This is a genomic window from Enterobacter sp. CFEC122, from assembly GCF_052983755.1.
In genome coordinates, this window is record NZ_JBRIQR010000063.1 from 1 (window position 1) to 13,622 (window position 13,622).

Sequence of the window (13,622 nt, forward strand, 5' to 3'; positions counted from 1 at the left end):
CTGCAACCGGTACCTGAACGACCGGCTGACGCTGCTGGAAACACAGCTTGCCACCGTCAACCGTATGGCGACGGCCAACGAGCTGCCGGACGCCATCATCACCGAGTCAGGCTTGAAGATCACGCCGCTCGACGCGGCGGTACCCGACACCGCCCAAGCGCTGATCGACCAGACGGCAATGATCCTGCCGCACGTCAAGATCACCGAACTGCTGCTGGAGGTGGACGAATGGACGGGCTTCACTCGGCATTTCGCGCATCTGAAATCGGGCGACCCGGCCAAAGACAAGAACCTGTTGCTGACCACGATCCTCGCCGACGCGATCAACCTGGGCCTGACCAAGATGGCGGAGTCTTGCCCCGGCACGACCTACGCCAAGCTGGCTTGGCTGCAAGCCTGGCACATCCGCGACGAAACCTACGGGGCGGCGCTGGCCGATCTGGTCAACGCACAGTTCCGCCATCCCTTCGCCGAGCACTGGGGCGACGGCACCACCTCATCGTCGGACGGCCAGAACTTCCGCACCGGCAGCAAGGCCGAGAGCACCGGCCACATCAACCCGAAATACGGGAGCAGCCCAGGGCGGACGTTCTACACCCACATTTCTGACCAGTACGCGCCATTTCACACCAAGGTCGTGAACGTCGGCGTGCGCGATTCGACCTACGTGCTCGACGGCCTGCTGTACCACGAGTCCGACTTGCGGATCGAGGAGCATTACACCGACACGGCGGGCTTCACCGATCACGTCTTCGCCCTGATGCACCTCCTGGGCTTCCGCTTCGCGCCGCGCATCCGCGACCTGGGCGACACCAAGCTCTACATCCCGAAGGGCGACGCCGCCTATGACGCGCTGAAACCCATGATCGGCGGCACGCTCAACATCAAGCACGTCCGCGCCCATTGGGACGAAATCCTGCGGCTGGCCACCTCGATCAAGCAGGGCACGGTGACGGCCTCCCTGATGCTCCGAAAGCTCGGCAGCTACCCACGCCAGAACGGCCTGGCCGTGGCGCTCCGCGAGCTGGGCCGCATCGAGCGCACGCTGTTCATCCTGGACTGGCTGCAAAGCGTGGAACTGCGCCGCCGCGTGCATGCCGGCCTGAACAAGGGCGAGGCGCGCAATGCGCTGGCCAGGGCAGTGTTTTTCAACCGCCTGGGTGAAATCCGCGACCGCAGTTTCGAGCAGCAGCGCTACCGGGCTAGCGGCCTCAATCTGGTAACGGCTGCCGTCGTGTTGTGGAACACGGTCTATCTGGAACGGGCTGCGCACGCGCTGCGTGGCAACGGCCATGCCGTTGATGACGCGCTGTTGCAGTACCTGTCGCCGCTCGGTTGGGAGCACATCAACCTCACCGGCGATTACCTCTGGCGCAGCAGCGCCAAGATCGGCGCGGGCAAGTTCAGGCCGCTACGACCGCTGCAACCGGCTTAGCGTGCTTTATTTAATGAGATGGTCACTCCCTCCTTCCCAGTACTATGCTGAGGGCAGGCTTTCATTCGGAGAACCATCATGGAAAACATTGCGCTTATTGGTATCGATCTGGGTAAGAACTCTTTCCATATTCATTGTCAGGATCATCGTGGGAAGGCCGTTTACCGTAAAAAATTCACCCGACCAAAGCTAATCGAATTTCTGGCGACATGCCCGGCAACAACCATCGCGATGGAAGCCTGTGGCGGTTCTCACTTTATGGCACGCAAGCTGGAAGAGTTAGGGCATTTTCCAAAGCTGATATCACCGCAATTTGTCCGCCCATTCGTTAAAAGCAACAAAAATGACTTCGTTGATGCTGAAGCTATCTGTGAAGCAGCATCACGTCCATCTATGCGTTTCGTGCAGCCCAGAACCGAATCTCAGCAGGCAATGCGAGCTCTGCATCGTGTCCGTGAATCCCTGGTTCAGGATAAGGTGAAAACAACTAATCAGATGCATGCTTTTCTGCTGGAATTTGGTATCAGCGTTCCGCGAGGTGCTGCCGTTATTAGTCGACTGAGTACCCTTCTTGAGGACAGTAGTTTGCCTCTTTATCTCAGCCAGTTACTGCTGAAATTACAACAGCATTATCACTATCTTGTTGAGCAGATTAAAGATCTGGAATCTCAGTTGAAACGAAAGTTGGACGAAGATGAGGTTGGACAGCGCTTGCTGAGTATTCCCTGCGTTGGAACGCTGACTGCCAGTACTATTTCAACTGAGATTGGCGACGGGAAGCAGTACGCCAGCAGCCGTGACTTTGCGGCGGCAACAGGGCTGGTACCCCGACAGTACAGCACGGGAGGTCGGACGACATTGTTAGGGATTAGCAAGCGGGGCAACAAAAAGATCCGAACTTTGTTGGTTCAGTGTGCCAGGGTATTCATACAAAAACTGGAACACCAGTCTGGCAAGTTGGCCGACTGGGTCAGGGAGTTGTTGTGTCGGAAAAGCAACTTTGTCGTCACCTGTGCTCTGGCAAACAAGCTGGCCAGAATAGCCTGGGCACTGACGGCGCGACAGCAAACTTACGAAGCATAAAGGCAGAAATACACCAGTTTAAACAATCATTCATCTGGTTTTGCGAATACTGATATTGATGATACTAACGGCCCACCGGCCTGTTGAGGAACCTGTAAAACGGAAAGGCTCATTGAAGCCGTATATTTTCTGGAGGTTCATCAGGCGCGGAACTCATCGAGGCGCGGGAATAAAATCCCATTCAGACGCCGGATAGATTCAAGCAAGCCAACTTGTCGTCAAAATCGGTGTTGCAAAAACGGGAGTGACCATAGATTCCGTTTTCTGAGGCGACCCCCACATAGAGACCTTCCCGGTCATTCACTTTGTAGAGTTTGTCCCTGGGCTTGAGATTGCGCAGCTTGGTATCGGTCAGCATGTACCTTGTCCTTCTTCGTCTCCGATACCCACTCTATTGTAAACAAGACATTTTTATCTTTTATATTCAATGGCTTATTTTCCTGCTAATTGGTAATACCATGAAAAATACCATGCTCAGAAAAGGCTTAACAATATTTTGAAAAATTGCCTACTGAGCGCTGCCGCACAGCTCCATAGGCCGCTTTCCTGGCTTTGCTTCCAGATGTATGCTATTCTGCTCCTGCAGCTAATGGAGCACCGCAAACAGGTTACTCGCCTGGGGATTCCCTTTCGACCCGAGCATCCGTATGAGACTCATGCTCGATTATTATTATTATAGAAGCCCCCATGAATAAATCGCTCATCATTTTCGGCATCGTCAACATAACCTCGGACAGTTTCTCCGATGGAGGCCGGTATCTGGCGCCAGACGCAGCCATTGCGCAGGCGCGTAAGCTGATGGCCGAGGGGGCAGATGTGATCGACCTCGGTCCGGCATCCAGCAATCCCGACGCCGCGCCTGTTTCGTCCGACACAGAAATCGCGCGTATCGCGCCGGTGCTGGACGCGCTCAAGGCAGATGGCATTCCCGTCTCGCTCGACAGTTATCAACCCGCGACGCAAGCCTATGCCTTGTCGCGTGGTGTGGCCTATCTCAATGATATTCGCGGTTTTCCAGACGCTGCGTTCTATCCGCAATTGGCGAAATCATCTGCCAAACTCGTCGTTATGCATTCGGTGCAAGACGGGCAGGCAGATCGGCGCGAGGCACCCGCTGGCGACATCATGGATCACATTGCGGCGTTCTTTGACGCGCGCATCGCGGCGCTGACGGGTGCCGGTATCAAACGCAACCGCCTTGTCCTTGATCCCGGCATGGGGTTTTTTCTGGGGGCTGCTCCCGAAACCTCGCTCTCGGTGCTGGCGCGGTTCGATGAATTGCGGCTGCGCTTCGATTTGCCGGTGCTTCTGTCTGTTTCGCGCAAATCCTTTCTGCGCGCGCTCACAGGCCGTGGTCCGGGGGATGTCGGGGCCGCGACACTCGCTGCAGAGCTTGCCGCCGCCGCAGGTGGAGCTGACTTCATCCGCACACACGAGCCGCGCCCCTTGCGCGACGGGCTGGCGGTATTGGCGGCGCTGAAAGAAACCGCAAGAATTCGTTAACTGCACATTCGGGATATTTCTCTATATTCGCGCTTCATCAGAAAACTGAAGGAACCTCCATTGAATCGAACTAATATTTTTTTTGGTGAATCGCATTCTGACTGGTTGCCTGTCAGAGGCGGAGAATCTGGTGATTTTGTTTTTCGACGTGGTGACGGGCATGCCTTCGCGAAAATCGCACCTGCTTCCCGCCGCGGTGAGCTCGCTGGAGAGCGTGACCGCCTCATTTGGCTCAAAGGTCGAGGTGTGGCTTGCCCCGAGGTCATCAACTGGCAGGAGGAACAGGAGGGTGCATGCTTGGTGATAACGGCAATTCCGGGAGTACCGGCGGCTGATCTGTCTGGAGCGGATTTGCTCAAAGCGTGGCCGTCAATGGGGCAGCAACTTGGCGCTGTTCACAGCCTATCGGTTGATCAATGTCCGTTTGAGCGCAGGCTGTCGCGAATGTTCGGACGCGCCGTTGATGTGGTGTCCCGCAATGCCGTCAATCCCGACTTCTTACCGGACGAGGACAAGAGTACGCCGCAGCTCGATCTTTTGGCTCGTGTCGAACGAGAGCTACCGGTGCGGCTCGACCAAGAGCGCACCGATATGGTTGTTTGCCATGGTGATCCCTGCATGCCGAACTTCATGGTGGACCCTAAAACTCTTCAATGCACGGGTCTGATCGACCTTGGGCGGCTCGGAACAGCAGATCGCTATGCCGATTTGGCACTCATGATTGCTAACGCCGAAGAGAACTGGGCAGCGCCAGATGAAGCAGAGCGCGCCTTCGCTGTCCTATTCAATGTATTGGGGATCGAAGCCCCCGACCGCGAACGCCTTGCCTTCTATCTGCGATTGGACCCTCTGACTTGGGGTTGATGTTCATGCCGCCTGTTTTTCCTGCTCATTGGCACGTTTCGCAACCTGTTCTCATTGCGGACACCTTTTCCAGCCTCGTTTGGAAAGTTTCATTGCCAGACGGGACTCCTGCAATCGTCAAGGGATTGAAACCTATAGAAGACATTGCTGATGAACTGCGCGGGGCCGACTATCTGGTATGGCGCAATGGGAGGGGAGCAGTCCGGTTGCTCGGTCGTGAGAACAATCTGATGTTGCTCGAATATGCCGGGGAGCGAATGCTCTCTCACATCGTTGCCGAGCACGGCGACTACCAGGCGACCGAAATTGCAGCGGAACTAATGGCGAAGCTGTATGCCGCATCTGAGGAACCCCTGCCTTCTGCCCTTCTCCCGATCCGGGATCGCTTTGCAGCTTTGTTTCAGCGGGCGCGCGATGATCAAAACGCAGGTTGTCAAACTGACTACGTCCACGCGGCGATTATAGCCGATCAAATGATGAGCAATGCCTCGGAACTGCGTGGGCTACATGGCGATCTGCATCATGAAAACATCATGTTCTCCAGTCGCGGCTGGCTGGTGATAGATCCCGTCGGTCTGGTCGGTGAAGTGGGCTTTGGCGCCGCCAATATGTTCTACGATCCGGCTGACAGAGACGACCTTTGTCTCGATCCTAGACGCATTGCACAGATGGCGGACGCATTCTCTCGTGCGCTGGACGTCGATCCGCGTCGCCTGCTCGACCAGGCGTACGCTTATGGGTGCCTTTCCGCAGCTTGGAACGCGGATGGAGAAGAGGAGCAACGCGATCTAGCTATCGCGGCCGCGATCAAGCAGGTGCGACAGACGTCATACTAGATATCAAGCGACTTCTCCTATCCCCTGGGAACACATCAATCTCACCGGAGAATATCGCTGGCCAAAGCCTTAGCGTAGGATTCCGCCCCTTCCCGCAAACGACCCCAAACAGGAAACGCAGCTGAAACGGGAAGCTCAACACCCACTGACGCATGGGTTGTTCAGGCAGTACTTCATCAACCAGCAAGGCGGCACTTTCGGCCATCCGCCGCGCCCCACAGCTCGGGCAGAAACCGCGACGCTTACAGCTGAAAGCGACCAGGTGCTCGGCGTGGCAAGACTCGCAGCGAACCCGTAGAAAGCCATGCTCCAGCCGCCCGCATTGGAGAAATTCTTCAAATTCCCGTTGCACATAGCCCGGCAATTCCTTTCCCTGCTCTGCCATAAGCGCAGCGAATGCCGGGTAATACTCGTCAACGATCTGATAGAGAAGGGTTTGCTCGGGTCGGTGGCTCTGGTAACGACCAGTATCCCGATCCCGGCTGGCCGTCCTGGCCGCCACATGAGGCATGTTCCGCGTCCTTGCAATACTGTGTTTACATACAGTCTATCGCTTAGCGGAAAGTTCTTTTAGGGGTCTGACGCTCAGTGGAACGAAAACTCACGTTAAGGGATTTTGGTCATGAGATTATCAAAAAGGATCTTCACCTAGATCCTTTTAAATTAAAAATGAAGTTTTAAATCAATCTAAAGTATATATGAGTAAACTTGGTCTGACAGTTACCAATGCTTAATCAGTGAGGCACCTATCTCAGCGATCTGTCTATTTCGTTCATCCATAGTTGCCTGACTCCCCGTCGTGTAGATAACTACGATACGGGAGGGCTTACCATCTGGCCCCAGTGCTGCAATGATACCGCGAGACCCACGCTCACCGGCTCCAGATTTATCAGCAATAAACCAGCCAGCCGGAAGGGCCGAGCGCAGAAGTGGTCCTGCAACTTTATCCGCCTCCATCCAGTCTATTAATTGTTGCCGGGAAGCTAGAGTAAGTAGTTCGCCAGTTAATAGTTTGCGCAACGTTGTTGCCATTGCTGCAGGCATCGTGGTGTCACGCTCGTCGTTTGGTATGGCTTCATTCAGCTCCGGTTCCCAACGATCAAGGCGAGTTACATGATCCCCCATGTTGTGCAAAAAAGCGGTTAGCTCCTTCGGTCCTCCGATCGTTGTCAGAAGTAAGTTGGCAGCAGTGTTATCACTCATGGTTATGGCAGCACTGCATAATTCTCTTACTGTCATGCCATCCGTAAGATGCTTTTCTGTGACTGGTGAGTACTCAACCAAGTCATTCTGAGAATAGTGTATGCGGCGACCGAGTTGCTCTTGCCCGGCGTCAACACGGGATAATACCGCACCACATAGCAGAACTTTAAAAGTGCTCATCATTGGAAAACGTTCTTCGGGGCGAAAACTCTCAAGGATCTTACCGCTGTTGAGATCCAGTTCGATGTAACCCACTCGTGCACCCAACTGATCTTCAGCATCTTTTACTTTCACCAGCGTTTCTGGGTGAGCAAAAACAGGAAGGCAAAATGCCGCAAAAAAGGGAATAAGGGCGACACGAAAATGTTGAATACTCATACTCTTCCTTTTTCAATATTATTGAAGCATTTACCAGGGTTATTGTCTCATGAGCGGATACATATTTGAATGTATTTAGAAAAATAAACAAATAGGGGTTCCGCGCACATTTCCCCGAAAAGTGCCACCTGACGTCTAAGAAACCATTATTATCATGACATTAACCTATAAAAATAGGCGTATCACGAGGCCCTTTCGTCTTCAAGAATTTTATAAACCGTGGAGCGGGCAATACTGAGCTGATGAGCAATTTCCGTTGCACCAGTGCCCTTCTGATGAAGCGTCAGCACGACGTTCCTGTCCACGGTACGCCTGCGGCCAAATTTGATTCCTTTCAGCTTTGCTTCCTGTCGGCCCTCATTCGTGCGTTCTAGGATCCTCCGGCGTTCAGCCTGTGCCACAGCCGACAGGATGGTGACCACCATTTGCCCCATATCACCGTCGGTACTGATCCCGTCATCAATGAACCGGACTGCCACGCCCTGAGCGTCAAATTCCTTTATCAGTTGGATCATATCGGCAGTGTCGCGGCCAAGACGGTCGAGCTTCTTAACCAGAATGACATCACCTTCCTCCACCTTCATCCTCAGCAAATCCAGCCCTTCCCGGTCTGTTGAACTGCCGGATGCCTTATCGGTAAATATACGGTTTGCTTTCACACCTGCGTCTTTGAGTGCTCTGACCTGAAGATCAAGAGACTGCTGACTGGTTGAGACCCGAGCGTAACCAAAAAGTCGCATAAAAATGTACCTTAAATCGAATATCGGACAACTCATGTCTATTATTACAAATTTACGATTTAATAGACATATTAATGTAACAGTTTTACGATGTCCGATAATTTATAACATTTCGTACGGTTGGAAAAATGTTACTAAATGCCCGTCAGGCAGGGAGGCCGATATGCCCGTTGACTTTCTGACCACTGAGCAGACTGAAAGCTATGGCAGATTCACCGGTGAACCGGATGAGCTTCAGCTGGCACGATATTTTCACCTTGATGAAGCAGACAAGGAATTTATCGGAAAAAGCAGAGGTGATCACAACCGTCTGGGCATTGCCCTGCAAATTGGATGTGTCCGTTTTCTGGGCACCTTCCTCACCGATATGAATCATACCTAGATTCTACGTCAGTACTTCAAAAAGCATAATCAAAGCCTTGATAAATATGCATTCCTTCGAAATTCAGCTTTCACCCATTGGGTGAAAGAAAAGTGCTCAAAAATATGTTAAATTATCAGCTTTTATGACTCGATATATGGTAAAATAATAGTAAGAAAAGTAGTAAAAAGGGGTTCTAATTATGATTAATAAAATTGATTTCAAAGCTAAGAATCTAACATCAAATGCAGGTCTTTTTCTGCTCCTTGAGAATGCAAAAAGCAATGGGATTTTTGATTTTATTGAAAATGACCTCGTATTTGATAATGACTCAACAAATAAAATCAAGATGAATCATATAAAGACCATGCTCTGCGGTCACTTCATTGGCATTGATAAGTTAGAACGTCTAAAGCTACTTCAAAATGATCCCCTCGTCAACGAGTTTGATATTTCCGTAAAAGAACCTGAAACAGTGTCACGGTTTCTAGGAAACTTCAACTTCAAGACAACCCAAATGTTTAGAGACATTAATTTTAAAGTCTTTAAAAAACTGCTCACTAAAAGTAAATTGACATCCATTACGATTGATATTGATAGTAGTGTAATTAACGTAGAAGGTCATCAAGAAGGTGCGTCAAAAGGATATAATCCTAAGAAACTGGGAAACCGATGCTACAATATCCAATTTGCATTTTGCGACGAATTAAAAGCATATGTTACCGGATTTGTAAGAAGTGGCAATACTTACACTGCAAACGGTGCTGCGGAAATGATCAAAGAAATTGTTGCTAACATCAAATCAGACGATTTAGAAATTTTATTTCGAATGGATAGTGGCTACTTTGATGAAAAAATTATCGAAACGATAGAATCTCTTGGATGCAAATATTTAATTAAAGCCAAAAGTTATTCTACACTCACCTCACAAGCAACGAATTCATCAATTGTATTCGTTAAAGGAGAAGAAGGTAGAGAAACTACAGAACTGTATACAAAATTAGTTAAATGGGAAAAAGACAGAAGATTTGTCGTATCTCGCGTACTGAAACCAGAAAAAGAAAGAGCACAATTATCACTTTTAGAAGGTTCCGAATACGACTACTTTTTCTTTGTAACAAATACTACCTTGCTTTCTGAAAAAGTAGTTATATACTATGAAAAGCGTGGTAATGCTGAAAACTATATCAAAGAAGCCAAATACGACATGGCGGTGGGTCATCTCTTGCTAAAGTCATTTTGGGCGAATGAAGCCGTGTTTCAAATGATGATGCTTTCATATAACCTATTTTTGTTGTTCAAGTTTGATTCCTTGGACTCTTCAGAATACAGACAGCAAATAAAGACCTTTCGTTTGAAGTATGTATTTCTTGCAGCAAAAATAATCAAAACCGCAAGATATGTAATCATGAAGTTGTCGGAAAACTATCCGTACAAGGGAGTGTATGAAAAATGTCTGGTATAATAAGAATATCATCAATAAAATTGAGTGTTGCTCTGTGGATAACTTGCAGAGTTTATTAAGTATCATTGCAGCAAAGATGAAATCAATGATTTATCAAAAATGATTGAAAGGTGGTTGTAAATAATGTTACAATGTGTGAGAAGCAGTCTAAATTCTTCGTGAAATAGTGATTTTTGAAGCTAATAAAAAACACACGTGGAATTTAGGGACTATTCATGTTGTTGTTATTTCGTATCTTCCAGAATAAGGAATCCCATGGTTAAAAAATCACTGCGCCAGTTCACGCTGATGGCGACGGCAACCGTCACGCTGTTGTTAGGAAGTGTGCCGCTGTATGCGCAAACGGCGGACGTACAGCAAAAACTTGCCGAATTAGAGCGGCAGTCGGGAGGCAGACTGGGTGTGGCATTGATTAACACAGCAGATAATTCGCAAATACTTTATCGTGCTGATGAGCGCTTTGCGATGTGCAGCACCAGTAAAGTGATGGCCGCGGCCGCGGTGCTGAAGAAAAGTGAAAGCGAACCGAATCTGTTAAATCAGCGAGTTGAGATCAAAAAATCTGACCTTGTTAACTATAATCCGATTGCGGAAAAGCACGTCAATGGGACGATGTCACTGGCTGAGCTTAGCGCGGCCGCGCTACAGTACAGCGATAACGTGGCGATGAATAAGCTGATTGCTCACGTTGGCGGCCCGGCTAGCGTCACCGCGTTCGCCCGACAGCTGGGAGACGAAACGTTCCGTCTCGACCGTACCGAGCCGACGTTAAACACCGCCATTCCGGGCGATCCGCGTGATACCACTTCACCTCGGGCAATGGCGCAAACTCTGCGGAATCTGACGCTGGGTAAAGCATTGGGCGACAGCCAACGGGCGCAGCTGGTGACATGGATGAAAGGCAATACCACCGGTGCAGCGAGCATTCAGGCTGGACTGCCTGCTTCCTGGGTTGTGGGGGATAAAACCGGCAGCGGTGGCTATGGCACCACCAACGATATCGCGGTGATCTGGCCAAAAGATCGTGCGCCGCTGATTCTGGTCACTTACTTCACCCAGCCTCAACCTAAGGCAGAAAGCCGTCGCGATGTATTAGCGTCGGCGGCTAAAATCGTCACCGACGGTTTGTAATAGCGGAAACGGAATGGGGAAACTCATTCCGTTTTTGTTTATCGCCTTAGACGGCAAAAGTGCTGTCGCCCACCTGCGCTTGCGCATACCAGGCCATAAGCTCCGTGGTTCCTGGTTCTCCTTCCGCTGGAGCCCAGTGCGCATAGTCATCGGCAGCCACGGGTTGATAGCCACCGTGTTTTACTTCAAAAATTATGCCACCGGTATCCAGCGACAGCACGGCATGCCAGGTTCCTGCGGCCATCTCCAGCACCGTACAGGTTTCCCCCAATATCGCCCGATGGGTGACGGTACCCCGATCGTCAAAATTCAGCACCACGAAACGACCCCTTAATGGCAACAGTAGCTCGAAGGTGTGAGGGTGTCGGTGCGGGCGCACGTAGGTCCCAGGTCATATTCCTTCCGGCGTCCGGCATTTTACCGCCAGACAGCTCGGGATTCGTGATATCACCGTTCTTGCAGAATACGGTCAGAGGGAAAATACCCGCCGTGAGCATGCAGCGCTGATACGTCAGCACTATCAGTATCGTGAATTTGCCTGGCCCTGGACATTTCGCCTTACCCGTCTTTTATATACCCGGAGCTGGATAAGCAACGAACGTCCTGGCCTGCTTTTCGATCTGGCGACAGGGTGGCTTATGCAACATCGTATTATTCTCCCCGGAGCCACTACGCTGACCCGGTTGATTTCAGAGGTAAGGGAAAAGGCGACGTTGCGCCTGTGGAACAAACTGGCACTGATACCGTCAGCCGAACAGCGTTCACAGCTGGAGATGCTGCTGGGGCCAACTGATTGCAGCCGCCTGTCTTTACTGGAATCACTGAAAAAGGGCCCTGTGACCATCAGTGGTCCGGCGTTTAATGAAGCAATTGAACGCTGGAAAACTCTGAACGATTTTGGCCTGCATGCTGAAAACCTGAGTACACTCCCGGCTGTGCGCCTGAAAAATCTCGCACGTTATGCTGGTATGACTTCGGTGTTCAATATTGCCAGGATGTCACCGCAGAAAAGGATGGCGGTTCTGGTTGCCTTTGTCCTTGCATGGGAAACGCTGGCGCTGGATGATGCATTGGACGTTCTGGACGCCATGCTGGCCGTTATCATCCGTGACGCCAGAAAGATTGGGCAGAAAAAACGGCTCCGCTCGCTGAAGGATCTGGATAAATCTGCATTGGCGCTCGCCAGCGCATGTTCGTACCTGCTGAAAGAAGAAACACCGGACGAATCGATTCGTGCTGAGGTGTTCAGCTACATCCCAAGGCAAAAGCTGGCTGAAATCATCACGCTTGTCCGTGAAATTGCCCGGCCCTCAGACGATAATTTTCATGAAGAAATGGTGGAGCAGTACGGGCGCGTTCGTCGTTTCCTGCCCCATCTGCTGAATACCGTTAAATTTTCATCCGCACCTGCCGGGGTTACCACTCTGAATGCCTGTGACTACCTCAGCCGGGAGTTCAGCTCACGGCGGCAGTTTTTTGACGACGCACCAACGGAAATTATCAGTCGGTCATGGAAACGGCTGGTGATTAACAAGGAAAAACATATCACCCGCAGGGGATACACGCTCTGCTTTCTCAGTAAACTGCAGGATAGTCTGAGGCGGAGGGATGTCTACGTTACCGGCAGTAACCGGTGGGGAGATCCTCGTGCAAGATTACTACAGGGTGCTGACTGGCAGGCAAACCGGATTAAGGTTTATCGTTCTTTGGGGCACCCGACAGACCCGCAGGAAGCAATAAAATCTCTGGGTCATCAGCTTGATAGTCGTTACAGACAGGTTGCTGCACGTCTTTGCGAAAATGAGGCTGTCGAACTCGATGTTTCTGGCCCGAAGCCCCGGTTGACAATTTCTCCCCTCGCCAGTCTTGATGAGCCGGACAGTCTGAAACGACTGAGCAAAATGATCAGTGATCTACTCCCTCCGGTGGATTTAACGGAGTTGCTGCTCGAAATTAACGCCCATACCGGATTTGCTGATGAGTTTTTCCATGCTAGTGAAGCCAGTGCCAGAGTTGATGATCTGCCCGTCAGCATCAGCGCCGTGCTGATGGCTGAAGCCTGCAATATCGGTCTGGAACCACTGATCAGATCAAATGTTCCTGCACTGACCCGACACCGGCTGAACTGGACAAAAGCGAACTATCTGCGGGCTGAAACTATCACCAGCGCTAATGCCAGACTGGTTGATTTTCAGGCAACGCTGCCACTGGCACAGATATGGGGTGGAGGAGAAGTGGCATCTGCAGATGGAATGCGCTTTGTTACGCCAGTCAGAACAATCAATGCCGGACCGAACCGCAAATACTTTGGTAATAACAGAGGGATCACCTGGTACAACTTTGTGTCCGATCAGTATTCCGGCTTTCATGGCATCGTTATACCGGGGACGCTGAGGGACTCTATCTTTGTGCTGGAAGGTCTTCTGGAACAGGAGACCGGGCTGAATCCAACCGAAATTATGACCGATACAGCAGGTGCCAGCGAACTTGTCTTTGGCCTTTTCTGGCTGCTGGGATACCAGTTTTCTCCACGCCTGGCTGATGCCGGTGCTTCGGTTTTCTGGCGAATGGACCATGATGCCGACTATGGCGTGCTGAATGATATTGCCAGAGGGCAATCAGA

10 protein-coding genes and 4 pseudogenes are annotated in these 13,622 nt (G+C 51.0%); 9 read left to right on the forward strand and 5 right to left on the reverse strand.

From position 1 onward, the window contains the following. Both ACVCAM_RS24820 and ACVCAM_RS24825 read left to right on the forward strand, forming a co-directional pair. A partial coding sequence (locus ACVCAM_RS24820; RefSeq protein ID WP_406549284.1) for a Tn3 family transposase occupies nucleotides 1-1,435 on the forward strand: 1,435 nt, incomplete at its 5' end. A gap of 78 nt (nucleotides 1,436-1,513) precedes the next feature. Then, on the forward strand, nucleotides 1,514-2,518 hold the full coding sequence (locus ACVCAM_RS24825; RefSeq protein WP_000427619.1) for an IS110-like element IS5075 family transposase: 1,005 nt from the start codon (nucleotides 1,514-1,516) through the stop codon (nucleotides 2,516-2,518). 253 nt (nucleotides 2,519-2,771) lie between these two features. On the opposite strand, the pseudogene ACVCAM_RS24830 reads toward ACVCAM_RS24825, so the two are convergent. Next, nucleotides 2,772-2,876: pseudogene (locus ACVCAM_RS24830) on the reverse strand (Arm DNA-binding domain-containing protein); the annotation flags it as partial. A gap of 329 nt (nucleotides 2,877-3,205) precedes the next feature. Between ACVCAM_RS24830 and sul2 the strand changes: the two are divergent. From sul2 to ACVCAM_RS24845, 3 genes are read left to right on the forward strand one after another with little or no spacing between them, the layout of a single operon-like run. Continuing rightward, complete coding sequence (gene sul2 / locus ACVCAM_RS24835) at nucleotides 3,206-4,021, forward strand: sulfonamide-resistant dihydropteroate synthase Sul2 (RefSeq protein WP_001043260.1); 816 nt, start codon at nucleotides 3,206-3,208, stop codon at nucleotides 4,019-4,021. A 60-nt stretch (nucleotides 4,022-4,081) separates the two neighbouring features. Continuing rightward, nucleotides 4,082-4,885, forward strand: a complete 804-nt coding sequence (gene aph(3'')-Ib, locus ACVCAM_RS24840; protein WP_001082319.1) for an aminoglycoside O-phosphotransferase APH(3'')-Ib — start codon at nucleotides 4,082-4,084, stop codon at nucleotides 4,883-4,885. After that, on the forward strand, nucleotides 4,885-5,721 hold the full coding sequence (locus ACVCAM_RS24845) for an aminoglycoside O-phosphotransferase APH(6)-Id (protein ID WP_000480968.1): 837 nt from the start codon (nucleotides 4,885-4,887) through the stop codon (nucleotides 5,719-5,721). The genes aph(3'')-Ib and ACVCAM_RS24845 overlap by 1 nt, the downstream gene beginning before the upstream one ends. Before the next feature lie 106 nt (nucleotides 5,722-5,827). On the opposite strand, the pseudogene ACVCAM_RS24850 reads toward ACVCAM_RS24845, so the two are convergent. From ACVCAM_RS24850 to ACVCAM_RS24860, 3 genes and pseudogenes are all read right to left on the reverse strand, one after another. Further along, nucleotides 5,828-6,232 (reverse strand): annotated as a pseudogene (locus tag ACVCAM_RS24850) (IS91 family transposase); the annotation flags it as partial. Nucleotides 6,233-6,441: 209 nt separating this feature from the next. After that, nucleotides 6,442-7,302, reverse strand: a complete 861-nt coding sequence (locus ACVCAM_RS24855) for a broad-spectrum class A beta-lactamase TEM-1 (protein WP_000027057.1) — start codon at nucleotides 7,300-7,302, stop codon at nucleotides 6,442-6,444. Nucleotides 7,303-7,484: 182 nt separating this feature from the next. Then, nucleotides 7,485-8,042: a recombinase family protein gene (locus tag ACVCAM_RS24860; protein ID WP_001235713.1), complete on the reverse strand. Its 558-nt coding sequence runs from the start codon at nucleotides 8,040-8,042 to the stop codon at nucleotides 7,485-7,487. 163 nt (nucleotides 8,043-8,205) lie between these two features. On the opposite strand from ACVCAM_RS24860, the pseudogene ACVCAM_RS24865 reads away from it, so the two are divergent. The 3 genes and pseudogenes from ACVCAM_RS24865 to ACVCAM_RS24875 form a co-directional block, all read left to right on the forward strand. Then, nucleotides 8,206-8,412, forward strand: a pseudogene (locus ACVCAM_RS24865) (DUF4158 domain-containing protein); the annotation flags it as partial. A 193-nt stretch (nucleotides 8,413-8,605) separates the two neighbouring features. Beyond that, nucleotides 8,606-9,868 (forward strand): IS1380-like element ISEcp1 family transposase, encoded by a 1,263-nt coding sequence (locus tag ACVCAM_RS24870; RefSeq protein WP_000608644.1) that lies wholly within the window; start codon nucleotides 8,606-8,608, stop codon nucleotides 9,866-9,868. 255 nt (nucleotides 9,869-10,123) lie between these two features. Then, nucleotides 10,124-10,999, forward strand: coding sequence for an extended-spectrum class A beta-lactamase CTX-M-15 (locus tag ACVCAM_RS24875; RefSeq protein ID WP_000239590.1), 876 nt, complete (start codon nucleotides 10,124-10,126; stop codon nucleotides 10,997-10,999). A gap of 46 nt (nucleotides 11,000-11,045) precedes the next feature. Here ACVCAM_RS24875 and ACVCAM_RS24880 read toward each other — a convergent pair whose 3' ends face one another. After that, nucleotides 11,046-11,339: a WbuC family cupin fold metalloprotein gene (locus ACVCAM_RS24880; protein WP_116961751.1), complete on the reverse strand. Its 294-nt coding sequence runs from the start codon at nucleotides 11,337-11,339 to the stop codon at nucleotides 11,046-11,048. Between the two features lie 64 nt (nucleotides 11,340-11,403). Here ACVCAM_RS24880 and ACVCAM_RS24885 point away from each other — a divergent pair. After that, nucleotides 11,404-13,622: pseudogene (locus ACVCAM_RS24885) on the forward strand (Tn3-like element Tn3 family transposase); the annotation flags it as partial.